This is a genomic window from Variovorax ureilyticus (genome assembly GCF_037889935.1).
Taxonomy (GTDB): Bacteria; Pseudomonadota; Gammaproteobacteria; order Burkholderiales; family Burkholderiaceae_C; genus Variovorax; species Variovorax ureilyticus.
Genome location: NZ_JBBKZU010000004.1, coordinates 127,193 through 151,311, shown reverse-complemented (window position 1 = coordinate 151,311; position 24,119 = coordinate 127,193). Strand labels below are relative to the sequence as shown.

The following is a 24,119-nucleotide window of genomic DNA, read 5'->3' as shown; positions in this document are numbered from 1 at the left end:
CTCTCAGTGACTCTGCTTAGAGCACTTTGACCAGATAACTGATCTTGTTGATCATGCCGCGGACCGCGGGGGTGTCCTGGAGCTCGCTCACGCTGTTGAGCTTGCGCAGACCCAGGCCACGAACGGTGGCGCGATGCGATTGCTTGGTGCCGATCGGGCTCTTGACCAATTGCACCTTGACGGTTTGTTGTTGCGTCGTCATTTCGTAACTCCCGGTTTAGGCGAAGAGTTGCTCAACGGTGAGGCCGCGCTTGGCAGCCACTTCGGAAGCGGTCGTCGAATTGCGCAGACCGTCCAGGGTCGCGCGAACCATGTTGTAGGGGTTCGAGGAACCATGGCTCTTGGCCACGATGTCCGTGATGCCCATGACTTCGAACACGGCGCGCATCGGACCGCCGGCGATGATGCCGGTCCCCTTCGGGGCCGGATACATCACGACCGACGAAGCACCGTGGTGACCCGTCACCTGGTGATGCAGCGTGCCGTTCTTGATCGAAATCTTCATCAGATTGCGACGCGCTTCTTCCATGGCCTTCTGCACGGCAGCAGGCACTTCCTTCGACTTGCCCTTGCCCATGCCGACGCGACCGTCGCCATCACCCACCACGGTGAGCGCTGCGAAACCCAGAATACGACCACCCTTCACCACCTTGGTGACGCGGTTGATCGCGATCATCTTCTCGCGCAGACCGTCCTCGGGTCCTTCGTTCTGCGTTCTTGCCTGAATCTTTGCCATTTTGAATCTCGTGTCCGGTTAGAACTGCAGGCCGGCTTCGCGGGCCGCATCGGCCAGCGCCTTGACGCGGCCGTGGTATGCGAAACCTGCGCGATCGAAGGCAACCTTTTCCACACCAGCGGCCTTCGCCTTTTCGGCGATGCGCTTGCCGATGGCGGTCGCGGCAGCGGTGTTGCCACCCTTGCCCGAGCCGCCCAGGGCGGCGCGCACTTCGGCTTCTGCGGTCGAGGCGCTTGCAAGCACCTTCGAGCCGTCGCCGGAGATGACGGTGGCGTAGATGTGCAGGTTGGTGCGGTTCACGGTCAGACGGGCCACGCCTTGCGTTGCAATGCGGATACGGGTCTGACGCGAGCGGCGGAGACGCTGTGCTTTTTTGGTCAACATCATTTTGCTGCCCCTTACTTCTTCTTGGTCTCTTTGATCACGACCTTCTCGTCCGCGTAGCGGATACCCTTGCCCTTGTAGGGCTCAGGCGGACGGATGGCGCGGATCTCAGCGGCCACTTGGCCGACGCGCTGGCGGTCGGCACCCTTGATCACGACTTCGGTCGGGGTGGGCGTTGCCACCGTGATGCCTTGCGGCATGTCCTTGTTGACCGGATGCGAGAAACCGACCGACAGGTTCAGCTTGGCGCCTTGCGCCTGGGCCTTGTAGCCCACGCCGATCAGGTTGAGCTTCTTCTCGAAGCCCTTGGTCACACCGACCACCATGTTGTTCACCAGCTGGCGAACCGTGCCGCTCATCGCGTTGGCTTCACGCGAATCGTTGGCGGGCTCGAAGCTCAGCTTGCCGTCCTTGTTGACGACATTGACCAGCGCATTGCGCGCGAGGCTGAGCGTGCCGCCCGAGCCCTTGACGCTGATCTGGTCTTCCTTGATCGACACATCCACGCCTGCGGGGATGGCAACCGGCATTTTTCCTACGCGGGACATTCAGTTTCTCCTTGATGTCTCGTTAGGCGACGTAGCACAGAACTTCGCCACCGACACCGGCGGCGCGTGCCTTGCGGTCCGTCATCACGCCCTTGGGGGTCGTGACGATGGCAACGCCGAGGCCGTTCTGGACTTGCGGGATCGCGGCGCTGGCCTTGTAGACGCGCAGGCCGGGGCGGCTCACGCGCTCGATGCGCTCGATGACCGGGCGACCAGCGTAGTACTTCAGCGAGATTTCGAGCTCGCTCTTGCCGGCTTCGGTCTTGACCTTGAAACCGTCGATGTAGCCCTCGTCCTGCAGGACTTGTGCGATTGCAACCTTCACCTTGGAAGACGGAACCGACACGGTGGGCTTCGCCACCATCTGCGCGTTGCGGATACGCGTCAGCAGGTCGGCAATGGGATCACTCATGCTCATGTTGTTTGCTCCTGCCTGGCTTACCAGCTGGCCTTGGTGACACCGGGGATGTCGCCGTTGAAGGCCATTTCGCGGATCTTGGCGCGGGCCAGACCGAATTGACGGAAGGTGCCGCGCGGACGACCCGTGATTTCGCAGCGATTGCGCTGGCGCGTCGGGTTCGCATTGCGCGGGAGCTTCTGCAGTGCCAGGCGGGCAGCTGCGCGCTCTTCGTCGCTCTTCTTTGCGTCGTTGGCGATCGCCTTCAGTTCCGCATGCTTGGCGGCGTACTTTGCGACCAGTTTTTCTCGCTTGAGCTCGCGCTCGATCAAAGCTACTTTAGCCACAAACCACCTCAGTTCTTGAACGGGAAACGGAAGCCGGCGAGAAGCGCCTTGGCTTCCTCGTCGGTCTTGGCCGACGTCGTGATGCTGATATTCAGACCGCGCAGGGCGTCGACCTTGTCGTACTCGATCTCGGGGAAGATGATCTGTTCCTTGACGCCGATGTTGTAGTTGCCACGACCATCGAACGCACGACCGGAGATCCCGCGGAAGTCGCGAACGCGCGGCAGAGCCACGGTCACGAAGCGATCGAGGAATTCATACATCTGCACACCGCGCAGCGTGACCATGCAGCCGATCGGCTGTTGCTCGCGAATCTTGAAGCCGGCGATTGCCTTCTTCGACTTGGTCACCACGGGCTTCTGGCCAGCGATCTTGGTCAGATCGGCCACAGCGTTGTCGAGCACCTTCTTGTCGGCGACTGCTTCGCCCACACCCATGTTGAGCGTGATCTTGGTCAGGCGGGGGATCTGCATCGGCGAGGTGTAGCCGAACTTTTCGGTCAGATCCTTCGCGATCTTTTCACGATAGTGTTGTTGGAGACGTGCCATGTGAGTACCCCTTAGGCGGCCTTGATTTCTTCGCCGCTGGACTTGAAGACGCGCACGCGCTTGCCGTCCGTGACCTTGATGCCCACGCGATCGGCCTTGCCGGTCGCGGCATTGAAGATCGCCACGTTGGATTGGTGAATCGGCATGGCCTTTTCAACGATGCCACCCGTCGTGCCCTTCAGAGGGTTCGGCTTGGTGTGCTTCTTGACCAGGTTGATGCCTTCGACGAGGAGGTGCGAGTCGTCTGCGCGCAGCGTGACGGTGCCACGCTTGCCCTTGTCGCGCCCGGCCAACACGATGACCTGGTCGCCTTTGCGAATCTTGTTCATGGCGTTGTTGTCCTTAGAGAACTTCGGGGGCCAGCGACACGATCTTCATGAACTTCTCGGTACGCAGTTCGCGCGTGACCGGTCCAAAGATGCGGGTGCCGATCGGCTCCAGCTTGGCGTTGAGCAACACGGCGGCATTGCCGTCGAACTTGACGAGCGAACCGTCGGCGCGACGGATGCCCTTGGCGGTGCGGACCACCACAGCGCTGTAGATCTCGCCCTTCTTGACGCGACCACGCGGAGCGGCTTCCTTGATGGAGACCTTGATGACGTCGCCGACGCTGGCATAGCGCCGCTTGGAGCCACCGAGCACCTTGATACACAGGACGGATTTCGCGCCCGTGTTGTCGGCCACATCGAGCCGGGATTCAGTTTGGATCATTTCGTGATATTCCCAACTTGTACCGCTTGCCACCCGGACGCTCCGGAGCAACCAAACGATCAGTCTTGGGCCCGTCGTCCACGCATTGAAACCACTCCAATGCGCTTCCGCTGGGCAGAAGCTTCGCCTTTTTGAAGCGAAGCCAGCGATTGTGGCATAGCGTCCGTTTCGCGTCAACTACTTCCATATCGCCCGGCCGGCGAGCTCTTAGACTCCTCGCGGTGCACGATCTTGCCTTGCCTGGTTTCACGCGCCGCCGAGCCCTTTGGGCCGCGGGTGCGCTGGCGTTCGCGGCGGCAGGCTGCAGAAGCGGGGTCGAGCCGGCGGGAAACGGGTCGCGCCGGCTGCACCTGGTCGCCGAATCGCGGCTGCAGCACCGCCTTTCTTTTGACGGAACAAGTGTTGGCGGGCTATCCGGAATCGACTACGACCGGCGCAGAGGTGAGTACCTGCTTCTGAGCGACGATCGGTCGGATTTCGCTCCAGCGCGTTTCTATGCGATGCAGTGGTCGCCCGTCGCCAACGCCGAACCACCCCGACCGGTTGGCGTCACCTACCTGCGGCAGGCGGACGGCGCACTTTGGCCTCGACGGCGAGAGGCCGCCCCCGAAGTCGCCGTCCCGGACCCGGAGGCGATCCGGTGGCGCCCAGAAACCGACACGCTGCTCTGGACCAGCGAGGGCGATCCGCAGCGAGGGTTCGGCCAGGCGTTTTACGAATGCCGGCGGGACGGCTCGCTCGTGCGGCAGATCGCCCTGCCTGCCATGTTCGACGCAGCCGACGATCGCGGTCGCGGCCCCCGGGAGAACTTGGGCCTCGAAGGCCTGGCCTTGACGCCGGACGGCCGCCACGCATGGCTCGCGATGGAGGCCGCGCTGCGCCAGGACGGTCCGGTCCCCTCGTTCACGTCGCCCGGCGGACCTTGCCGCTTCACGCAGATCGAGTTGTCGAGCGGAAAGGCAGTCCGCCAGATCGCCTACGTGCCGGACCCGATCCCGCGCCGGCCCCTGCTGCCCGGCACCTACGCCGACAACGGCGTCAGCGAGATCCTGATGATCGACGCCGACCGGATGCTGGTGCTCGAGCGCGCCTACGCGGTGGGCGCCGGCAATTCGCTGCGGCTCTACGAGATCGATACGCGCCACGGATCCGATGTCCTGGCCCTCGACGCGCTCGCGTCGGACAATCACAGGCCGGCGCCGAAGACGCTGGTGGCCGATTTCGCCGCCCTCGGCCTGTCACGGCTCGACAACACCGAGGGCCTGTGCTGGGGACCTGATCTGCCGAACGGCCATCGGCTGCTGGTCGCCGTGAGCGACGACAATTTCAATCCGCTGCAGATCACCCAGTTCGCGGCATTCGAATTCACCGGATAGATCATGAACATCGCAGTCACCTTCCTGCCCCGGCGGGAACCGATTCCCCTCCCCCCCATCGGCTTCATCGGCGGCGGCAACATGGCCAGCGCGATCATCGGCGGGCTGATCAAGCAGGACGTACCTGCCGCAAGCATCGAGGTCGTCGAGCCTTTCGCCGAGGCGCGCGCCCGGCTCGCCAACGACTTCGGCATCTTGGCCCAGCCCGCGGCGGGCCCCGCGCTGGCGCGCTGCAAGGTGATCGTCTGGGCCGTCAAGCCGCAGAGTTTTGCCGAGGCGGCGCGGCCCGTGCGCGGCCTGGCGCCCGACGCCCTGCACCTGAGCGTGGCGGCGGGCATTCCGTCCGGCAGCATCGCGCGCTGGCTCGACACCGAGCGCGTCGTCCGGGCCATGCCGAACACGCCGGCGCTGGTCGGCCAGGGCATGACCGGGCTCTTCGCTCGCGCGGCCGTCGACATGGGCGACCGCAAGCTCATCGAGCAGGTCCTCGACGCGACCGGCGAACTGATGTGGGTCGACGCCGAGGAGTCGCTCGATGTCGTGACGGCGGTTTCGGGGTCCGGTCCGGCCTATGTGTTCTATTTCATCGAGGCGATGACCGAGGCCGGCGTCGAGTTGGGTCTGACGCCCGAGCAGGCGCATCAGCTCGCCGTGGGCACCTTCACCGGCGCATCCGCGCTGGCGGCCGATGCCGCCGAGCCGCCGGCCGTCCTTCGAGAGCGCGTGACGTCGAAAGGCGGCACCACCTACGCGGCGATCACCTCGATGGAAAGCGACGCTGTGAAAGCGAAGTTCAAGACTGCGATTCGCGCCGCCCATCAGCGTGCCGCCGAACTCGGCCAGGAGTTCGGCAAGGCCTGACAAGAGCGGCGACGCGACAGGAATCGCGCCTCAACGCAAGGCGTAGCCTGCAACGATGCCGGCGAAAACGGCAAAGCCCAGCCAGTGGTTGAGCCGGAAGGCCCTGAAGCAGCCTTCGCGCGTGCGGTCGTGGATCAGCCGCCAATGCCACAGCGCCTGCGCCGCGGCAATGCCGATCCCCAGATAAAGCGCCGCGCCGAGCCCGGCCGCGGCGCCGATGACGGTCCAGATCGCGAGGAAGATCGCATAGCTCGCCATGACGATCGCCACGTCCAGGCGGCCGAAGGTGATGGCTGAGGTCTTCATGCCGATCTTGAGGTCGTCGTCGCGATCGACCATCGCGTACTCGGTGTCGTACGCCAGCACCCAGAACAGGTTGCCGGCCAGCAGCCACCACGCCACCGGCGGCACGCTGTCGCGAACGGCGGCAAAGGCCATCGGGATGCCGAAGCTGAAGGCGATCCCGAGCACCGCCTGCGGCACCGAAACGAAACGTTTGGCAAACGGATAGACCAGCGTCACCGCAAGCGCCGAGAACGACATCAGGACCGTCAGGCGATTGGTGGTCAGCACCAGCGCAAAGGCGGCAAGCGCCAGCACGGCGCCCACCGTAAGCGCCTCGGGCACCGAGACCTCGCCGCTGGTGACCGGCCGCTTCGCGGTGCGCTTGACGTGGCGATCGAAATCGCGATCGGCGACGTCGTTCACGCAGCAGCCCGCGCTGCGCATGAGGATGGTGCCGATCACGAACACCGCCAGCAGATGCCAGCCCGGCCAGCCGCCGGCGGCGAACCATAGCGCCCCCAGCGTCGGCCAGAGCAGCAGCAGCCAGCCAGCCGGACGGTTCCAGCGGATCAGGTCGAGGTAGAGGGCAAGACGCCCGCGGCGGGGTGCGGGCGTGGGTTGGATCGACCCTGCGGCGGCCATGGCGGAAACCTCAGTCTTCCAGGAGCGAACGCAGCATCCACGCGGTCTGGTCGTGCACTGTGCAGCGCGCGGTCAGCATGTCGGCGGTGGGATCGTCACCGGCTTCCTGGGCCACGGGAATGAACTCGCGCGCGATGCGCGACACGGTCTCGTGACCCTTGACCAGGATGCGCACCATTTCCATGGCCTTGGGCGGCGTCTGCGGAACGTCGGGCACGGTGGCGATCTTGCCGAACTCGGCATACGAGCCCGGCGCATAGTGCCCGAGCGCGCGGATGCGCTCGGCGATGACGTCGGTCGAGGCCCACAGCTCGGTGTACTGCGCCATGAACATCGCGTGCAGCGAGTTGAAATGCGGACCGGTCACGTTCCAGTGGAAGTTGTGGGTCGTCAGATAAAGCGTGTAGGTGTCGGCCAGCACGCGGGCGAGCCCTTCTGCGATGGCGGCGCGGTCCTGGCGCTCGATCCCGATGTTGATGACCGGCGCGCCGCCGTTGCCGGACTCCGCAACCGCTATGCCGCCCTTCTTGGGCGCCTTGCCGGCAGATCCGGCCGGCGCCTGGGCGGTCGACTTGGCTTTCTTAGCAGCTTTCGCCATGGCAATGAGCTCTTTCTTCAGATGGGTTGACGGCAACACCGCACTCTAGCGCAGGCATCGTCCGGGGCGGCCCTTCGATTCGCAGGCCAGCGGCGATCTTCAGGAAAGTCGCTTGACGCCCGGCAGCTCACAGGCATAGATGGCGTTGCGCAAGGCGGCGATGGCCTCGTAGCGCGTGAAGCTGCGGCGCCACGCCAGCACCACGCGCCGGGTCGGCGGATCGCCACCTTGCGTGTCGAGCACCGGGAGATAGCGCACGATCTGTTCCGGCTCCTTGCGGCTCTTCGACCTCGGCTTGAGCGCATCGGCCGGCACCGACAGCCGCGGCACCAGCGTGACGCCCATGCCCGACGCCACCATGTGCTTGATCGTTTCCAGCGACGAGCCTTCGAAGCTCTTGCGGATGCCTTCCGCATTGCTGGAGAAGCGCGCGAATTCCGGGCAGACCTCCAGCACATGGTCGCGAAAGCAATGGCCGGTGCCCAGAAGGAGCATCGTCTCCTTCTTCAGTTCGTCCGAGGTCACCGATTCCTTGGCGGCCAGCGGATGATGCGCCGGCACCGCGGCCATGAACGGCTCGTCGTAGAGCGCCGCCATCGCGAGTCCGGTGTCGGGAAAGGGCTCGGCCATGATCGCGCAGTCGATCTCGCCGGAACGCAGCATCTCGAGCAGCCTGGCGGTGAAGTTCTCCTGCAGCACCAGCGGCATCTGCGGCGTGCGGGCGATGTTCTGGCGCACCAGATCGGGCAGCAGATAAGGGCCGATCGTGTAGATCACACCAAGGTTCAGCGGCCCCGACAGCGGGTCCTTCCCGCGCTTGGCGATTTCCTTGATGCTCGCGGCCTGGTCCAGCACGCTCTGCGCCTGCTGGACGATCTGTTCGCCCAGCGGCGTGACGGTGACTTCGCCCGCGCTGCGCTCGAACAGCTTGACCTCGAGTTCGTCCTCCAGCTTCTTGATCGCCACGGACAGGGTCGGCTGCGACACGAAGCAGGCCTCGGCGGCCTTGCCGAAATGCCGCTCACGCGCGACCGCAACGATGTATTTGAGCTCAGTCAAAGTCATAGCTAAAGGCTATTATCGCTCGCCCTGGCAGCTCAGGCCTTCAGGTATTCGGCTTTGCTGCCCAGCCAGCGATCGACGTGGCGGGCTGCCAAGTCGGGGTGGCGGTCGAGCATCTCCGGGGCCAGTTCGCGCGCCCAGTCCAGGAGCAAAGCGTCGTTCGTCAGGTCGGCGAAGCGCAGCAGCGGCGCGCCGGACTGGCGGGCGCCGAGGAATTCGCCGGGGCCGCGGATCTCCAGGTCGCGCCGCGCGATCTCGAAGCCGTCGCTGGTTTCGGCCATGGCCTTGAGGCGGGCCCGGGCCGCTTCGCCGACGCGGCCGCCCTCGTTCGGCGCATAGAGAAGCACGCAGGCCGAAGCCGCGGCGCCGCGGCCCACGCGGCCGCGCAGCTGATGCAGCTGCGAGAGACCGAAACGCTCGGCGTGCTCGATCACCATCAGCGAGGCATTGGGCACGTCGACGCCGACTTCGATCACGGTCGTGCTCACCAGCACCTGCAGCCGGTTGGCGGTGAAGTCCTCCATCACCGACTGCTTCTCGGCGGTCGGCATGCGCGAATGCAAGAGGCCGACGCCGACCTGCTCCCCGAGCGCTTCTGCCAATTCATCGCGCGTCTCGGTGGCGTTGCGCAGGTCGACGGCCTCGCTTTCCTCGATCAGCGGGCACACCCAATAAACCTGCCGGCCCTGTTCGAGCTGCGCGCGGATTCGGTCGACGACCTCGTCCCTTCGATGATCGGCCACCAGCTTCGTGACGATCGGCGTGCGGCCGGGCGGCAGCTCGTCGAGCGTCGAGACATCGAGGTCGGCGTAGTAGCTCATCGCCAGCGTGCGCGGGATCGGGGTGGCGCTCATCATCAGCAGGTGCGGCTCGACATCGTCGCCGGCCTTGCCGCGCAACGCGAGCCGCTGCGCCACGCCGAAGCGATGCTGCTCGTCGATGACCGCGAGTGCGAGACGGCGAAAGCGCACCTTCTCGGAGATGACCGCATGAGTTCCGACCACGAGCGCTGCTTCGCCGCTCTCGACGGCGGCGGTCATCTCGTCGCGCTCCTTCTTCTTCTGGCTGCCGGTGAGCCATGCGACCCGCAAACCGCGCCCGGCGAGCAGCGGATCGAGCCAGCCCACCAGCTTGCCGAAATGCTGCGCCGCGAGGATTTCGGTCGGCGCCATCAGCGCGCACTGGAAGCCTGCGTCGATGCAGCGCGCGGCCGCGAGCGCAGCGACCACGGTCTTGCCGGAGCCGACGTCGCCCTGCAGCAACCGATGCATCGGCACTTCGCGGGCGAGATCGCGCGTGATCTCCTCGCCCACGCGCTGCTGCGCACCCGTGAGTGCAAAGGGCAGCGCGCCCAGCAGATCCCCGTGCAGCTTCCCGCCGTTCGAATCCACTTCGAGCACCGGCGCACGTTGCGCCGCGCGCACACGACGGGCCTGCAGTTGCGAGAGTTGCTGCGCGAGCAGTTCGTCGGCCTTCAGGCGCTGCCACGCAGGATGGCTGTGATCTTCCAGCGTGGCGATCGCGACATCGGGCGCGGGGTAATGCAGGAAGTTCAGCGAGCGGCGCAGGTCCCACATGCCGTGAGACGCCGCGCCGGGCGGCAGCGTTTCGTCGAGCACCGCGCGCGCCAGCCCCGAACGCACTTCGCGGCGCAGCACCGGCTGCGCCAGCCCCGCGATGGTCGAATAGACCGGTGTCAAGGCCTCGGGCAATGCGGTGCCGACGGCCTTGACCGCCGGGTGCATCATCTGCCGCCCGACGAACCCGCCACGCACTTCACCGCGCACGCGCACCCGCGCGCCAACGGCCAACTGCTTCTGCTGCGACGGGTAGAAATTGAAGAAGCGCAGCTGGCAGGTGTCGCTGCCGTCGTCGACCGTGACGATCAGTTGCCGGCGCGGCCGATAGACCACTTCACATTCGGTGACCACGGCCTCGATCTGCGCCATCTCGCCGTCGCGCGTGTCAGCGAGCCTCACGAGACGTGTCTCATCCTCGTAGCGCATCGGCAGATAGAGCGCGAAGTCGATGTCCCGCAGCAAGCCCAGCTTGCGCAGCGCGCGCTGCACCGCACTCGGGCCGGTGCCGGGTGCGGGCGCGGGTACGGGCTTTTCCGTCGGCGGGGACTTGGCGGCTGCGGGCATGGGACAATTCTGCCCGGGTTCATCACGCACACCCCCAGGCTGCGCGCACTTCGTGTCGCTGCGCCAACCCCTTGCAGGGGGCAATACCAGCGGCCCGGCAAAGCCGGTTCCGCGGTATTTCGCGAAGGGGTATGCGAGACCTCCGGCAACCATTGGCACGGGCCTGTCCAGCCCTCAACAACATGCGCGATTTCACGCTTTCCGATTTCGATTTCCATTTGCCGCCCGAACTGGTGGCGCAACATCCCGCGGCGGAACGCAGCGCCTCACGACTGCTCGACGGCACCGGAAGCACACCGGTCGACAGGATCTTCCGGGACCTGCCCTCGCTGCTGCGGCCCGGCGACCTCCTCGTCTTCAACGACACGCGCGTCGTGAAGGCACGGCTCTTCGGCGAGAAGCCGACGGGCGGCAAGCTCGAGCTCCTGGTCGAGCGCGTGCTGCAGGACCACGAGGTGGTCGCGCACATGAAGGTCAGCAAGAAGCCGCAGGTGGGCACCACGCTCACGATGACCGGCGGCTTCAGCGCGACGCTGCTCGGCCGCTGGCCCGACGAGCACGGCGCCCTCTTCCGCTTCCGCTTCGAGAGCCCCGCGGGCGAAGACCCGTACGCGCTCATGGCCCGCTGCGGCCACGTGCCCCTCCCGCCCTACATCACGCACACCGATTCGGCGGACGACGAGAGCCGCTACCAGACGGTGTTCGCCCGCGTGCCCGGTGCGGTCGCGGCGCCGACTGCGGCGCTGCACTTCGACGATGCCCTGCTGGCCGAACTCGAAGCGCGCGGCATCCGGCGCGCGAACGTGACGCTGCACGTCGGCGCCGGCACCTTCCAGCCGGTGAAGACCGAGAACATCGCCGAGCACACGATGCACGCCGAGCGCTACGAGGTGCCCGCTGCCACGCAGCGCGCGATCGCCGAGACCCGCGCGCGCGGCGGCCGCATCGTCGCGGTCGGCACGACCACCGTGCGCACGCTCGAATCGTGGGCGAAAAGCGGCGAATCCTCGGGCGACACGAGCATCTTCATCACGCCCGGCTTCATCTTCGAGCACGTCGACGTGCTCATCACCAACTTCCATCTGCCCAAGAGCACGCTCATGATGCTGGTGAGCGCCCTCGCGGGCTACGAGGACGTGATGGCGCTCTATGCCCACGCGATCCGCGAGCACTACCGCTTCTTCAGCTACGGCGACGCGATGCTGCTTGAGAGAAAGACATGCTGAACTTCGAACTCCTCGCCACCGACCCTTCGAGCCACGCGCGGCGCGGCACGCTCACGCTCAACCACGGCGTGGTGCAGACGCCTATCTTCATGCCCGTGGGCACCTACGGCACCGTCAAGGGCGTGATGCCGCGCAGCCTCGAGGAGATGGGTGCGCAGATCATCCTCGGCAACACCTTCCACCTGTGGATGCGCCCGGGCCTCGACGTCATGTCGAGCTTTGGCGGGCTGCACCAGTTCGAGAAGTGGAACAAGCCCATCCTCACGGACTCGGGCGGCTTCCAGGTCTGGTCGCTCGGCGCGATGCGCAAGATCAGCGAAGAAGGCGTGAAGTTCGCCTCGCCGGTCAACGGCGACAAGCTTTTCCTCACGCCCGAGGTCTCGATGCAGATCCAGACCATCCTGGGCAGCGACATCGTCATGCAGTTCGACGAATGCACGCCGTACGAGACGCAGGGCCACATCACCACCGAGGCCGAGGCGCGCAAGTCGATGGAACTGAGCCTGCGCTGGGCGCTGCGCTGCCAGCACGAATTCGCGCGCCTTGAAAACCCCAATGCGCTCTTCGGCATCGTGCAGGGCGGCATGTTCGAGAACCTGCGCGAAGAGTCGCTCGCCAAGCTGGTCGAGATGGACTTCCCCGGCTATGCGATCGGCGGCGTCAGCGTCGGCGAGCCCAAGGACGAGATGCTGCGCATCATGGCCCACACGCCGCACCGGCTGCCGGCGCACAAGCCGCGCTACCTCATGGGCGTCGGCACGCCCGAGGACCTCGTCGAAGGCGTGGCGCAGGGCGTCGACATGTTCGACTGCGTGATGCCCACGCGCAATGCGCGCAACGGCACACTGTTCTCGCGCTTCGGCGACCTCAAGATGCGCAATGCGCGCCACAAGAGCGATCCGCAGCCGATCGATACGAGCTGCACCTGCCACGCCTGCGCGGGCGCATCGGGCGTGCCATGGAACGAAGGCGGGCGCGACGGCTTCAGCCGCGCCTACCTGCATCACCTGGACCGCTGCGGCGAGATGCTCGGGCCGATGCTCACCACCATCCACAACCTGCACTACTACCTGAACCTGATGCGCGAAATCCGCGAGGCGCTCGACGCAGGCCGGTTCGCCGAATTCCGCGCGCAGTTCAAGGCGGACCGCGCCCGCGGCGTCTAGCGCGCCGAGCGCAGGGTCCAGCTTCCCGAGAGCGTTTCGCCCGGCGCCAACACGGTGCCGCCCACCTCGCCCGGTCCGTAGCGGTCCGCGAGGTTGATCGCATCGGTGCACTGGCTCACCGGCTCGGCGCAGAAGTGATCCGCGCCGCTCGGGCAATACAGCACGAAGAAGTCGAGCGGCGGGTCGGCCGACATCTCGAGCGCGCGTGAGGACCCGGGCCAGTCGATGCGCGCGGCGTGCTGCCAGCCCGTGAAGTTGTTGTCCAGGTCGAGCTCGGACAGGCGCACGCCATGGCGCAGTCGGGCCACTTCGGCGGTGGGTTCGAGGCCGACGGGCATCACTTCCGAATCGCCGCGCCACATTGCCGCGGTCGTGGTCTGCAGCCGCGTGCCGGCGCGATGCGGAAAGTAAGGGTGATGCCCGATCCCCGCGGGCATGGGGGCGGTGTCGCGGTTGGTCAACGCGACGGTGCAGCGGAGCCCCGACGGGTCGAGCTCGAAACTTTGCGAGGCCTCGAATCGCCACGGCCACTGCGCGTCGGCATCGACCGCGAGTTCGAGCAAAGTCCGCGCCGGCGCTGCCTGCGCGACGCGCCATGGTCGCATCCAGCCGATGCCGTGCAGCGGATGCCTGCCCGACGGCCCGGCAGGATGGCCCGCGCGGATGGCGATTTCGCGGCCGCCGAAATGCGCATGGCCCTCGCGGATGCGGTTGCACCACGGCAGGAGCGCGAAGCTCGCCATCGCGAAGAGATCGCGCCGCGACAGCGCGTCGTCGGTCGCGGGACGCAGCCAGTCGAAGCGGGCCCCGTCCTGAACGTCGTAGAGCGCGGCCACCGCGCCGCCGACCGCCGGCGCCAGCTCGAGGCGCAGCGCGCCTGCTTCAAGCTGAACGCGTTCTGTTGCGTTGTCTTTCATCGAATCGCACCACGGTTCGCAGGGAATCGCGGCATTCTCGTTCACACGAGTGGCACACGGCGCAGCCGCGCGTCAGAATCGCGCGAGCCCGGCCCCTCTTCCACGCCGATCTTTCATGGGAAATCGTTCATGACCGATTCGACTTCTCCCGCGCCCTCGGCGCGCTACCCGTCGCTTGCGGGGCGCACCGTGTTCATCTCCGGCGGCGCCACGGGGATCGGCGAGGCCCTGGTGCGCGCCTTCCACGCGCAGGGCGCGCGCGTCGGATTCTGCGATCTCGACGCCGAGGCGGGCCGCGGGCTGGCCGCCAAGCTGGGCGGCGAGAACGCGCCGCTCTTCCTCGAATGCGACGTCACGGACGTGGCGGCGCTGCAGGCCACCATCGCGGCGGTACGCGCGAAGTTCGGCCCGATCCGGGTGCTGCTCAACAATGCGGCAAACGACCAGCGGCACAACATGGAAGACGTCACCAGCGAGGCCTTCGATCGCATGACCGAGATCAACTTCAAGCATCAGTTCTTCGCCGCGCAGGCGGTCGCCGAGGACATGCGTGCGGCCGGCGGCGGCTCGATCATCAACTTCGGCTCGGTGAGCTGGATGATCAAGGGGCGCGGCTACCCGGTCTACCAGGCGTGCAAATCGGCCGCGCGCGGCCTCACGCGGGCCCTGGCGCGCGATCTCGGAAAGCAGAACATCCGCGTCAATTCGCTCGTGCCCGGCTGGGTGATGACCGAGCGGCAACTCAAGCTCTGGGTCAAGCCCGAGTCGCATGCGGAGATCGATGCGGCGCAGTGCCTCCCCGGGCGCGTGATGGCCGAGGACATCGCCAGCATGGCGCTCTTTCTTGCCGCCGACGATTCGAAGATGTGCACCGCGCAGGACTACGTGGTGGACGCCGGCTGGACCTGAGGCAGCAACGGATCGCGCGGCGCGGCCGCCATCGCGCCGGCTCCGCAGGCGTGGCAAAAGCGCGCGAAGGCGCTCTTGCGCGTCTTGCACGCATGGCAGTGGTCGAAGAGGCCGATGCCGCAGTGCGGGCAGAAGTCGATCTCGGTGTTCTTCAGGTCCACCGGCCGCTCGCATCCCGGGCACACGCCCTTGGCGAGCCGCGCGAGCGCGGTGTCGTAGCTCAGCTCGTTGCGGCGCACCGTGTCGGGCTGTGATTCCGCGGCCTTCTGGCGTTCGAGATAGCGGTTGAGCGCGACGATCGCATAGCGCCCCACGAGCACCGTGATCAGGATGCCCACCGCGTAGCGGACGTATCCGCCGTAGCTCGGCAGGTACGGAACGAGCTCGACGAAGAACGCGAACAGCGCGAAGAAGATGAAGCCCCAGACGAAGGGCCACCAGGTGCTCTTGCGCTTCTTCGCGAACAGCCAGCCAGCGATCACGAGGAGCGGCAGCGTGAGCGCGAGGCGGTAGAGGAAGACGCGCAGTTCGACGCGGCGGTTCTCCGCATCCATCCGGGTGCGCGCTGTGTCCTCCAGCTTCGCAAGCTGCTCCGCGGCGCGCTGGCGCGACTGGCGTGCATCGAGCGCGATCTGCCGCTGCGCGCCGACGGCCCGCTCGGCCTCATCCTCCTTCTGCTTGAGGGCATCGAGCGCCTTGGTGCGGGCGATGAGTTCGGTGTCCTGGTCCGGCTGTGCCGTCGCATGCCGGGTCGCGAGCCAGTTCGAGAAGGTCTCCCTCGCCGCACGGCTGGCCTGCCGCGCCGCGAGCAGCTTGAGGTCGGCCTGCTCGCGATCGCGCACGGCTTCCTGCTCGACGCGCTCGGCTTCGCGAACCGTGTTGCGCAGCGGGTCTGCGGAAGCGCGGTCGATGAAATCGTCCAGTTCGATCCGGTGCTCGACCCTCGGCAGGTCGCCGACGATGGTGCTGCCCAGTCCGATCAGGAAGCTCGCGAAGATCACCGCCACCAGCCAGAGGCCGCGACGAAACCACTTTTCGGACAGGCGCAGGGATTTGCTCATGAAGGTCCTTCTCTCGAATGTTGCGGATTCTGGTCTAGAGCTTGAGCACCACCGGCGCAGACCCGAGGCCCACCCTCGGCATCCACGCGAACACCGAATCCACGGTCACCGTCTCGATGCGATCGTTGAAGCGCTTTTCGTTGGGATGATCGTCGAAGGCGACATTGGCCGAACTCGCCCGACCGCCGAGGCGGGTGAGCGGGCCAAGGCGCAGCGTCGTCGGCTCGTAGCCCTTGAAGTGCAGCCACGCCTGCGCCTGGTCGCGATTGACGATGGTGCCGGGTTCCATGGCGCCGGCGAAGGTCTCGATGACCCATTGGTTCGACTGCTGGTACTTGTGCCCCCATGCGTAGCTCACGATGCTGTAGGGCGCGGTGTGCAGCCGCGTGATCCGCGCCGGCGGCTCGTTGAGCGCGGCCAGCAATTGCGCCTGCACTGCCGGTGTCGGGACGATCCACGCGGCCTCGTAGCGGTAGAGATCGTCGAGGAAGAACTCGCCGAGGCCCTGCCGGTAGACCGTGGCCATTGCCGTACCGCATTGGTTGAGCTTGTGCACCACGCGCCAGTTGCCGTCGGCCGTCTTGTACGCAAGCCCCAGGTGCGAATAGCGCAGCCCGTACTTGCCGAGGTCCTGTCCGGCGCGCGCCAGCAGGACCGCCTTCGCCCCGCTCGCGTCGAGCTGCTGCGAAGTGCGCTCCGCGAGCTGCATGCCCTTCACGATCGTGGCCGCGGTGGGCTTGCCCTCCTCGCAGGAGCGGCCGGCATGCGCGTTGAGCGGGAAAAGGAACACGCCCGCCAGGACGACCGCGGCCGCCGCCAGGATCGCCTGCGCCGCGCCCTTCAACAGCCGACGCGTGCGCGAGACGCGGGCCTGGTATTCGCGTTCGTAGGGACCGAAGTTCGTGGGGATCCGTGTCATGACAGTTTCTCGTTGTAGAGCAGCGCTCGGCCGAGCGCGTTGGGTACGAACGCCAACACTTCGCCGGCGGCCGAGATGACGACGCCGCTCGCAAGCACCGTGACGGTCACCGTGCTGCCGATCGCGACGGACGCACCCCGCGCCGCCCGATCGAGCACCTTCACGCTCGCTCTGGCGCCATCCGACACACGTTCGAGCACGTACACGGTGCCGTCGACCGACGCTTCGACGGCCACCACGGCCAGCGTCGCGCTGCCGACCGACAGTGCCGCCGGCACTGCGGCGACGGTGCTCACCGCGGCCCCCGTGACCGACGCCGCGCCGACCACCGAGGCGACCGGCAGCATCGACAGCGCCACCGATGCCTCGCTCTGCGCGCGCGCAGGCAGGGGAATCGAGATGTTGACGGTCGCCGCGAAGACGGCAAGGAGAAAGGTCCAGAGGTACTGCTTCATGATGGGCTCTCCGTTCGACGTGGGGGGTGGGAATGGGTGTTTCATTCGGCCTCGCGCATCTCGGAGTGCATCTCGCCGCGCGCTTCGCGGCGACCTTGCATGCGGTCCAGGGCGATGTCGGCCTCGTGCCGGTCGCGCAGGGTCTTGGCGAGCGTGAAGGCCGAGCTGATGAGGAACAGCCAGCTCACGGCCAGGAAGGCCTTGGAGGTTTCGCTGATCTCCATCCGAAGCAGCCCCCAGCCGGTCAGCCCCATCGCAGTGAAGAAGCCGCCCCAGACGACCAGCTTCCACATCGGCGTGTCGCCGGCGGAGGGCACGCTGCCGTGCTGGTTGTCGCGCACGAACTTGGCCAGGACGAACGCCGCCGAGAGGCAGAACACGTACCCCATCACCATGAACGCGCGATCGAGCGCCTGGCCCGGCAGCCAGCCGAGGCCGGTGGCGCACAGGAAGACCGCCAGCCCGAACGAGATCCAGACCTGGAGCTGCCAGGCGCGGGTATCGCGCTGGGTGGAGACGTTCGAAGAGTAGGTTTGCATGTCGGCCTCGCGGCGAAGTGAAGGTGCGCGGATGATGGTTCGCTCCCGTGCAGCAAGGCACAAACTAACGAACCGGTGGCGCCTTCCAACGCCTCAGGTATCTCTATTCGATACCGATCGGCGAACCGTTCCGACGGGCCAGCAGGTCGGCGCGTGTGTAGACGCGGTCGGTCCCCGCCAGGCGCATGGCAATGACCTCCAGGGCACTCTGCGTCGGCGCCGCGGTGCCGGGGCGCTGGAGGAGTGCCGGCGTCGCGAGACTCAGTGCGACGAGCAGCCAGCTCAGCCGCGGATGCGGCGAACGATGCTGCCACCACAGGAACAGCCCGCTCACTGCCGCGCCGAGCAGGAAGCCGGCTGCAACTTCCGAGTGGGAATGCGCGTCCAGCGCAATGCGCGAGACACCGATGACGGCCGCGAACATCAGCCCCGCCACGGCAGCCCCGACGCGGAGGCGATGGTCCTGCCGCGAAGCCATCAGCCAGCCGGCGACCGGCCAGATGCTGGCCGACAGCGCCGTGTGTCCGCTGAACCCGGTGAAGTCGATCGCGGCGATGCCGATGCCCCAGCCCAGGAACGCGAGCTTGGACACCAGGATCACGCTGCACCCGAGCCCGAAGAGCAGCACCCAGCGCCGTGCGGATGGGCGCGTGCCGCGGGGCAATCCGAGCCACGCGGTGATCCACAGGGACGCAGGCAGCAGAAAGCCGCTGTCACCGAACCAGGTGACAGCGGGCCAGAGTGCGAGGTCGTGCAACGCGAGCATCAGGCGAGACTCATGCCCCCATGAGTCCGCTCACGCGCTGCTGCAAGACATCGGGTTGCACATCGGAATAGGGCACCGCGTTGCCGACGTTGAGTCCCACGCGGCTGAAGTAGCCGCGCCGGAAAGGCCGCACCATCGCGACGTTCTGCCCCTGGCGCACTTCGATGCGGCTGAAGAAGGAACCCCACAGATTGGTCAATGCCATGGGCACCACGGGGGGCGCGATGCCTTCGGCGCGCGCGGCCTCGAGGACCTTCATCACGCCGCCCTTGAAGGGCTGGAGCTGGCCGTCGCGCGTGATCGCGCCTTCCGGGAAGATCGCCAGCAGGTCGCCTTCGCGCAGCACCTGCACGGCCTGCCTGAAGGCGTCTTCGTAGGCGACGGGATCTTCCTTCTGTGGCGCGATCGGAATGGCCTTCGCGAGCCGGAAGAGCCATCCGAGCACCGGCACCGCGAAGATGCGGTGATCCATGATGAAGCGGATCGGGCGCGGGCTTGCCGCCATCAGCAGCACCGCATCGATGAAGCTCACATGGTTGCAGACCAGCACCGCCGCGCCTTCGGCCGGGATGTGCTCGCCGCCCTTCACGCCGAAGCGGTAGACGACATTCGACAGCAGCCACGAAACGAAACGCAGGAGGTATTCCGGCACCAGCATGAAGATGTAGAACGCGACGACCGCATTCGCGATGCCGATGATCAGGAAGATCTGAGGGATCGTGAAGCCGGTCTTCAGGAGCGCCCCGGCGATCACCGCACTGGCGATCATGAAGAGCGCATTGAGGATGTTATTGGCTGCGATGATGCGCGCGCGGTGTGTCGGCTGACTTCGCATCTGGATGAGCGCATACATCGGCACGCTGTAGAGGCCCGCGAAGAGGGACAGCAGGCCGAGGTCGGCCAGCACGCGCCAGTGGGCCGGCTGGTGCAGGAATGCGCCGAGCCCCAGATCGCCGAGCGCCGGCAGCGCGCGCGACGCGAAGTACAGGTCGATCGCGAACACGCTCATGCCGATCGCACCGAGCGGCACGAGCCCGATCTCGACCTGTCGGCGGCTGAGCGTCTCGCACAGCAGCGAGCCGATACCGATGCCCACCGAGAACACCACCAGCAGCAGCGAGGCCACCTGTTCGTCGCCGTGCAGCACCTCCTTGGCGAAGCTCGGGAACTGGCTCAGAAAGGTCGCGCCGAAGAACCACATCCACGAGATGCCGAGCAGCGAGCGGAACACCACGACGTTGCCGTGCGCGAGCTTGAGATTGCGCCAGGTTTCGCTGACCGGGTTCCAGTTGATCTGCAGCCCCGGATCGGTGGCCGGCGCGGCCGGAATCGCCTGCGCCACCGCGCGCCCGGCCAGCGCCAGCAGCACGCAGGCCGCCGCCACCGAGGTGTGCCCGATCCCGGGCACCGCGACCAGCAGGCCGCCCGCGACCTGGCCGAGCAGGATGGCGACGAAGGTGCCCATCTCGACCATGCCGTTGCCACCGGTGAGTTCGCGCGAATCCAGCACTTGCGGCAGATAGGCGAACTTGACGGGCCCGAACAGCGTGGAATGCAGCCCCATCAGGAACACGCATGCCAGCAGCACCACGGCATCGGCGCGCATGAAGCCCCACGCGGCGATGAGCATGATCACGATCTCGATGTTCTTGACGAAGCGGATCATCTTCGTCTTGTCGAACTTGTCGGTGAGCTGTCCGGCGGTCGCGGAGAACAGCAGGTAGGGCAGGATGAAGAGCGCGCCGATCACCAGCCCCGCCATGGCCGGCGGCATCCAGTTCAACTGGAGCTGGTAGGTCACCATCACGGTGAACGCGAACTTGAAGAGGTTGTCGTTCGCCGCCCCGGCGAACTGCGTCCAGAAGAACGGCGCGAAGCGCCGCTGCCCCAGCAGCGCGAACTGGTTGGCATGCGCCTCGGCGTCGAGCCCGGCGGAGGATGATGCGTTGGCGGTCGTTGTCATTCGCAATGCCTGGTTGGCGGCCTTCCTCATGCCGTCACGGTGACGGCGCCCGGATTGTGCCGCAGCGTCTGACGGCCGATGGACTGAAGCGCGTGCAGCACCGGCAACGCGGCCAGCGCGGCCGTCAGGTGCTTGAGGCTGTGACCCGAAATCAGGTGATGGGTGGCCTCGAAGATCGCGTGGTCCGCGAGTTCGAAGAGCTTCGCGAGGGCATAGAAGAAGATCACCCAGCCCAGACGGAGCCCCACTGCGCCGCTTGTCGGCCGCGCGAACGACAGCAGCGCGACCAGGGCCATGCCGCCGAACTGCACCAGCGCCCAGGGAAGCGCGTTGCCGGTCTCGTGGCACACCGCGGCGGCCAGCAATCCGCCGATCAGCGTGAACCATGCAGCGGGCCATCCGGCGCGGGCGCTCACCCGCTCGCAGGTTGCGAAGCCGATCAGGCCCGCGAACGCGACGGCCATACCGGCACGATCCGCGGCCAGTCGCACGCTGTCGGGCTGCAGGTGATAGAAGGCAGAGCCGAGCGCAGTCAGGATCAGGCCCGCGAAGAACATCCAGGCGCAATCGAGGGTGTTCACCGGCTGGTGCCATCCGGCATGCTGCACCGGCGCGGCGTCCAGTGCTTCCTCGTGCGCGCAGTCGAGCCAGCGGAGCCAGCGCAGGCCCCAGATGCCGATCGCGGCGAAAGGCAGGTTGCTCAGCACGTCCATGGCGTTCGGCACGGCGCCCCAGGCCTGCTCGTCGGCGAACGGCGCGCCGGCAGGGGCGGAAACGGGAATCGCCGGCCCGGCGATTGCGGCCAGCAGAAGCAACGCGAACAGCGACAGGAGGCAACGTTCGCGATTCGAGAGGGACGAGAGCGACATGGCGGACTCCAACAGATAACTCGATGGGCGCAATCTAGGTTGCCAACCCTCTCCATGGCATCGAAAATCGATACGGAGCACTTATCCACCACCACCGGTATCGCCGGGCTATACCCTCCTCTCCCATGAGTACCACCGTCGACCTGGTCGTCGCTCTCAAGAACGAACTCAAGAATGCCCGCATGACCTACGCGGATCTCGCCAAGTCGCTCGACATGGCCGAATCCAGCGTCAAGCGGATGCTCGCCAAGGGTGACATGCCGCTCACCCGGGTCGACGCCATCTGCCGCGCCCTGAAGATCGACTTCGCCGAACTCGCGCGCCGCGTGGCGGATTCGCAGCCGCTGCTCAAGGAACTGACGCTGGAGCAGGAACAAGCGGTGGTCAAGGACAAGAAGCTGCTGCTCGTCGCGATCTGCGTCCTGAGCCAATGGACCCTGGAACAGATCGTCGCGGCCTACCGCATGACCGAGGCCGAGTGCATCGGCTACCTCGCGCAGCTCGATCGCATCGGCATCATCGAACTGCGCCCGCTGAACCGGTATCGCCTGAAGCTCGCGAAGACCTTCCGGTGGCGTCCGCACGGGCCGGTGATGGATTTCTTCCGCGAGAACGTCGTGCTCGACTACTACCGCGGCGGCTTCGACGGCCCGTCGGAAGGGCTGCTACTGGTGCACGGCTCGATCAGCAAGTCGCTCGCGCCCGCTTTTCTGGATCGCCTCCAGCGCGTCGCCCAGGACTTCGCCCAGCAGCATCAGACCGACCAGAAACTGTCACCGAAAGAGCGCGAGGGCTACACCCTTCTGCTTGGAATGCGCAACTGGGAGTTCGAACTTTTCACCCGTCTACGCAGGAATTGACCTACGCCAGAAAAAGACAGAAACCGGTTTCCTCGATAAAATTCGGCGGGCAGAAAAGCGGACGGCACCCGTCCCACCGGTGGCGCAATCTCCCATGAACGCTCAGGTGAACCGCAGCGCGGTTCGTTGACTGCCCCCTTTTTAGACAACGCCGACTGGAGAGACGCCGCACCGACGCGGCGCACCGAAGGAGCAAGTCCGCTGCATGCCGCAGCCGATGAATCTCTCAGGTACAAGAGACAGAGGGAGCGGCGATCTGAACCCCCGGTCCGACGCTCCGCACAGTGAGTACTCGCCCCGGCCGTTCATGCCCTCCCAAAAGGATTCGGACATGCGCGTGGTAGTACTCGGCGCCGGCCTGCACGGCGTCACGACGGCCTATTACCTCCAGCAGCTCGGTCACGAGGTGATCGTGATCGATCGCCATGCGACGCCGGCTGCCAAGGCCCGGGGCCGGATTCCCTCCCCCGAAGGCACTGCGGCGCCCGACACCGGCCACGTATCGTTGCCGACGAAGCCGGCGCCAGGTCCCTGGTCGCGCCTTCGGGCCTTCGTGCGTCGTCGTTTCGGGAAGCTGCTCGACCGCGCGGCGATGCCTCCCGGAAGCAATCCGCTCGATCACCTGGTCCGCCTGGCCGCCTACAGCCGCCGGAGCGCCCTCGCGCTGCGCGATGAATCCGGCATGCCGCAGCGCCCGCGCTCGACCGGTCATATGACCGTCTACACCGATGCCAAGTCGTTCCGGGGACGCATCGAACGGGCCCCGCATTGGTCGGAACTGGGCTGCGAGGACCGCCTGCTGTCGGCCGACGAGGCGATCGGGTTGGAGCCATCCCTGCATCTCTTGGGCGGCCGACTGGCTGGCGCGACCTACTCGCCCGACGATCCGGCGCGCGACCCTTCGCAGTTCGCGGCAGGCATCGTCTTCCTGTGCCGCGCGGCAGGCGTGCGCTTCATGATGAAGCACACCGTGGTCTCGCTGAAGGAGCGCGACGGCCGCATCGACCACGTCGAGCTGCTGGATGCACAGGGTCAGCCGATGATCGTGCGTGCGCAGTCCTATGTGCTGGCGCTCGGCGCATCGAGCGTGCTGCATGCCGAGCACCTCGGCATCGACATGCCGCTGCGCTTTGTGCGCGAGTACGTGGTCACGTTGCCGACCAAGGATCTCTCGATGGCGCCCCGCATCGCGCTGCACGACCGCCAGGGCAAGCTGCGCATCCGGCGGGTGGAGAACGCCGGCGGCCACCACCTGCGCATCACCTCCACGGTCCGCGTCTCCGATGACGAGGAGAACGAACCCGATTCGGACCGCTTCGATGCAATCCTTCGCCGCGTCGAGACCCTCTTTCCGGGCGTGGTCGACACCAGCCGCGCGTCGCTCGAAACCGCGATGCACGCGGTCAGCAGCAACCGCCTGCCGATGATCGGCAAGACGCGGCTGCCCAACCTTTTCCTCAATACGGCCCCCGGCACGCCGAGCTGGACGAACGCGCTCGGCGCGGGCAAGTCCATCGCGCGCATCGTGAGCGGCTTGCGGCCCGAGCTCGATTTCGCGTTCCGCGGCCTGTAGACCTGTAGCCGGCGCGCGGCGAAGTCCCTACAATCGCCCCACTTGCAGGAGAGCGGGCCGCGAAGGCGGCCCCACCGAAGGCGCAAACTCCCATAAACGCTCAGGTCGGCTCGCAACGGGCCCGTACTGCAATCGACTGTCAGAGCCGTCTGGAGAGCCATCACGCCATGTGATGCACCGAAGGAGCAAGCCCTGTTGCGGGTGCAACGGGTGAATCTCTCAGGTACCGAGGACAGGGGGAGCGGCAACTTGGACGC

Annotated in this window: 28 protein-coding genes and 3 riboswitches; of the genes, 7 read left to right on the top strand and 21 right to left on the bottom strand. The window is 66.5% G+C overall.

Annotated features, from left to right (window positions below; all coding sequences use genetic code 11):
- Nucleotides 1-16 precede the first annotated feature (16 nt).
- From rpmD to rplN, 9 genes are read right to left on the bottom strand one after another with little or no spacing between them, the layout of a single operon-like run.
- Complete coding sequence (gene rpmD, locus WKW77_RS10920; protein WP_088954784.1) at nucleotides 17-202, bottom strand: 50S ribosomal protein L30; 186 nt, start codon at nucleotides 200-202, stop codon at nucleotides 17-19.
- 15 nt (nucleotides 203-217) lie between these two features.
- Entirely contained in the window at nucleotides 218-736 is a 519-nt protein-coding gene (gene rpsE / locus WKW77_RS10915) for a 30S ribosomal protein S5 (protein ID WP_093162406.1), read from the bottom strand.
- Between the two features lie 18 nt (nucleotides 737-754).
- The gene (gene rplR / locus WKW77_RS10910) at nucleotides 755-1,120 is read right to left on the bottom strand and encodes a 50S ribosomal protein L18 (protein WP_340357155.1); all 366 of its coding nucleotides are present in this window, start codon (nucleotides 1,118-1,120) and stop codon (nucleotides 755-757) included.
- Nucleotides 1,121-1,134: 14 nt separating this feature from the next.
- On the bottom strand, nucleotides 1,135-1,668 hold the full coding sequence (gene rplF, locus WKW77_RS10905) for a 50S ribosomal protein L6 (protein ID WP_088954786.1): 534 nt from the start codon (nucleotides 1,666-1,668) through the stop codon (nucleotides 1,135-1,137).
- A 22-nt stretch (nucleotides 1,669-1,690) separates the two neighbouring features.
- Complete coding sequence (gene rpsH, locus WKW77_RS10900) at nucleotides 1,691-2,086, bottom strand: 30S ribosomal protein S8 (protein WP_340356860.1); 396 nt, start codon at nucleotides 2,084-2,086, stop codon at nucleotides 1,691-1,693.
- 20 nt (nucleotides 2,087-2,106) lie between these two features.
- The gene (gene rpsN / locus WKW77_RS10895; protein ID WP_088954788.1) at nucleotides 2,107-2,412 is read right to left on the bottom strand and encodes a 30S ribosomal protein S14; all 306 of its coding nucleotides are present in this window, start codon (nucleotides 2,410-2,412) and stop codon (nucleotides 2,107-2,109) included.
- Between the two features lie 8 nt (nucleotides 2,413-2,420).
- Nucleotides 2,421-2,960 carry a 50S ribosomal protein L5 gene (gene rplE / locus WKW77_RS10890; protein WP_340356859.1) on the bottom strand — a complete coding sequence of 180 codons (540 nt, stop codon included), beginning with the start codon at nucleotides 2,958-2,960 and terminating at the stop codon, nucleotides 2,421-2,423.
- Between the two features lie 11 nt (nucleotides 2,961-2,971).
- Entirely contained in the window at nucleotides 2,972-3,289 is a 318-nt protein-coding gene (gene rplX / locus WKW77_RS10885) for a 50S ribosomal protein L24 (protein ID WP_340356858.1), read from the bottom strand.
- 13 nt (nucleotides 3,290-3,302) lie between these two features.
- Nucleotides 3,303-3,671, bottom strand: coding sequence for a 50S ribosomal protein L14 (gene rplN, locus WKW77_RS10880; protein ID WP_068674584.1), 369 nt, complete (start codon nucleotides 3,669-3,671; stop codon nucleotides 3,303-3,305).
- 221 nt (nucleotides 3,672-3,892) lie between these two features.
- Between rplN and WKW77_RS10875 the strand changes: the two genes are divergently transcribed.
- Together WKW77_RS10875 and proC are read left to right on the top strand one after the other, a co-directional pair.
- Entirely contained in the window at nucleotides 3,893-5,047 is a 1,155-nt protein-coding gene (locus tag WKW77_RS10875; RefSeq protein WP_340356857.1) for an esterase-like activity of phytase family protein, read from the top strand.
- 3 nt (nucleotides 5,048-5,050) lie between these two features.
- Nucleotides 5,051-5,908 carry a pyrroline-5-carboxylate reductase gene (gene proC / locus WKW77_RS10870; protein ID WP_340356856.1) on the top strand — a complete coding sequence of 286 codons (858 nt, stop codon included), beginning with the start codon at nucleotides 5,051-5,053 and terminating at the stop codon, nucleotides 5,906-5,908.
- Between the two features lie 30 nt (nucleotides 5,909-5,938).
- Here proC and ubiA read toward each other — a convergent pair whose 3' ends face one another.
- The 4 genes from ubiA to recG all read right to left on the bottom strand — a co-directional run bounded on the left by ubiA (nucleotide 5,939) and on the right by recG (nucleotide 10,639).
- On the bottom strand, nucleotides 5,939-6,835 hold the full coding sequence (gene ubiA / locus WKW77_RS10865; protein ID WP_340356855.1) for a 4-hydroxybenzoate octaprenyltransferase: 897 nt from the start codon (nucleotides 6,833-6,835) through the stop codon (nucleotides 5,939-5,941).
- A 10-nt stretch (nucleotides 6,836-6,845) separates the two neighbouring features.
- Nucleotides 6,846-7,433 carry a Dps family protein gene (locus WKW77_RS10860; protein WP_340356854.1) on the bottom strand — a complete coding sequence of 196 codons (588 nt, stop codon included), beginning with the start codon at nucleotides 7,431-7,433 and terminating at the stop codon, nucleotides 6,846-6,848.
- 99 nt (nucleotides 7,434-7,532) lie between these two features.
- A complete protein-coding gene (locus WKW77_RS10855; protein ID WP_340356853.1) occupies nucleotides 7,533-8,498 on the bottom strand; it encodes a LysR substrate-binding domain-containing protein in 966 nt (321 codons plus the stop codon).
- Between the two features lie 32 nt (nucleotides 8,499-8,530).
- The gene (recG, locus tag WKW77_RS10850; RefSeq protein WP_340356852.1) at nucleotides 8,531-10,639 is read right to left on the bottom strand and encodes an ATP-dependent DNA helicase RecG; all 2,109 of its coding nucleotides are present in this window, start codon (nucleotides 10,637-10,639) and stop codon (nucleotides 8,531-8,533) included.
- A gap of 182 nt (nucleotides 10,640-10,821) precedes the next feature.
- On the opposite strand from recG, the gene queA reads away from it, so the two are divergent.
- Together queA and tgt are read left to right on the top strand one after the other, a co-directional pair.
- On the top strand, nucleotides 10,822-11,865 hold the full coding sequence (queA, locus tag WKW77_RS10845; RefSeq protein WP_340356851.1) for a tRNA preQ1(34) S-adenosylmethionine ribosyltransferase-isomerase QueA: 1,044 nt from the start codon (nucleotides 10,822-10,824) through the stop codon (nucleotides 11,863-11,865).
- A complete protein-coding gene (gene tgt, locus WKW77_RS10840; RefSeq protein ID WP_340356850.1) occupies nucleotides 11,859-13,031 on the top strand; it encodes a tRNA guanosine(34) transglycosylase Tgt in 1,173 nt (390 codons plus the stop codon). The genes queA and tgt overlap by 7 nt, the downstream gene beginning before the upstream one ends.
- Here the strand turns inward: tgt and WKW77_RS10835 are convergent.
- On the bottom strand, nucleotides 13,028-13,948 hold the full coding sequence (locus WKW77_RS10835) for an aldose 1-epimerase (protein WP_340356849.1): 921 nt from the start codon (nucleotides 13,946-13,948) through the stop codon (nucleotides 13,028-13,030). The genes tgt and WKW77_RS10835 overlap by 4 nt on opposite strands.
- Nucleotides 13,949-14,077: 129 nt before the next feature.
- On the opposite strand from WKW77_RS10835, the gene WKW77_RS10830 reads away from it, so the two are divergent.
- On the top strand, nucleotides 14,078-14,857 hold the full coding sequence (locus WKW77_RS10830) for an SDR family NAD(P)-dependent oxidoreductase (RefSeq protein ID WP_340356848.1): 780 nt from the start codon (nucleotides 14,078-14,080) through the stop codon (nucleotides 14,855-14,857).
- On the opposite strand, the gene WKW77_RS10825 is transcribed toward WKW77_RS10830, so the two are convergent.
- From WKW77_RS10825 to WKW77_RS10795, 7 genes are all read right to left on the bottom strand, one after another.
- Complete coding sequence (locus WKW77_RS10825) at nucleotides 14,830-15,918, bottom strand: zinc ribbon domain-containing protein (RefSeq protein WP_340356847.1); 1,089 nt, start codon at nucleotides 15,916-15,918, stop codon at nucleotides 14,830-14,832. The genes WKW77_RS10830 and WKW77_RS10825 overlap by 28 nt on opposite strands.
- Before the next feature lie 34 nt (nucleotides 15,919-15,952).
- A complete protein-coding gene (locus tag WKW77_RS10820; RefSeq protein WP_340356846.1) occupies nucleotides 15,953-16,837 on the bottom strand; it encodes a DUF2145 domain-containing protein in 885 nt (294 codons plus the stop codon).
- Nucleotides 16,834-17,292, bottom strand: coding sequence for a hypothetical protein (locus WKW77_RS10815; RefSeq protein ID WP_340356845.1), 459 nt, complete (start codon nucleotides 17,290-17,292; stop codon nucleotides 16,834-16,836). Before WKW77_RS10815 ends, WKW77_RS10820 begins: the two co-directional genes overlap by 4 nt.
- Before the next feature lie 41 nt (nucleotides 17,293-17,333).
- A complete protein-coding gene (locus WKW77_RS10810; protein WP_340356844.1) occupies nucleotides 17,334-17,831 on the bottom strand; it encodes a YiaA/YiaB family inner membrane protein in 498 nt (165 codons plus the stop codon).
- A 103-nt stretch (nucleotides 17,832-17,934) separates the two neighbouring features.
- Nucleotides 17,935-18,597 carry a phosphatase PAP2 family protein gene (locus WKW77_RS10805; protein ID WP_340356843.1) on the bottom strand — a complete coding sequence of 221 codons (663 nt, stop codon included), beginning with the start codon at nucleotides 18,595-18,597 and terminating at the stop codon, nucleotides 17,935-17,937.
- A 10-nt stretch (nucleotides 18,598-18,607) separates the two neighbouring features.
- Nucleotides 18,608-20,560, bottom strand: a complete 1,953-nt coding sequence (locus WKW77_RS10800) for an MFS transporter (protein ID WP_340356842.1) — start codon at nucleotides 20,558-20,560, stop codon at nucleotides 18,608-18,610.
- Nucleotides 20,561-20,586: 26 nt separating this feature from the next.
- A complete protein-coding gene (locus WKW77_RS10795) occupies nucleotides 20,587-21,429 on the bottom strand; it encodes a hypothetical protein (RefSeq protein WP_340356841.1) in 843 nt (280 codons plus the stop codon).
- A 125-nt stretch (nucleotides 21,430-21,554) separates the two neighbouring features.
- Here WKW77_RS10795 and WKW77_RS10790 point away from each other — a divergent pair, with 125 nt between their 5' ends.
- Both WKW77_RS10790 and WKW77_RS10785 read left to right on the top strand, forming a co-directional pair.
- Nucleotides 21,555-22,289, top strand: a complete 735-nt coding sequence (locus WKW77_RS10790; protein ID WP_093162376.1) for a helix-turn-helix domain-containing protein — start codon at nucleotides 21,555-21,557, stop codon at nucleotides 22,287-22,289.
- 145 nt (nucleotides 22,290-22,434) lie between these two features.
- A riboswitch (glycine riboswitch) is annotated at nucleotides 22,435-22,542 on the top strand.
- Between the two features lie 78 nt (nucleotides 22,543-22,620).
- Nucleotides 22,621-23,862 (top strand): FAD-dependent oxidoreductase, encoded by a 1,242-nt coding sequence (locus WKW77_RS10785; protein ID WP_340356840.1) that lies wholly within the window; start codon nucleotides 22,621-22,623, stop codon nucleotides 23,860-23,862.
- Nucleotides 23,863-23,897: 35 nt separating this feature from the next.
- Nucleotides 23,898-24,001: riboswitch (glycine riboswitch) on the top strand.
- Nucleotides 24,002-24,108, top strand: a riboswitch (glycine riboswitch). It abuts the riboswitch before it with no gap.
- The last annotated feature ends 11 nt before the right edge of the window (nucleotides 24,109-24,119 follow it).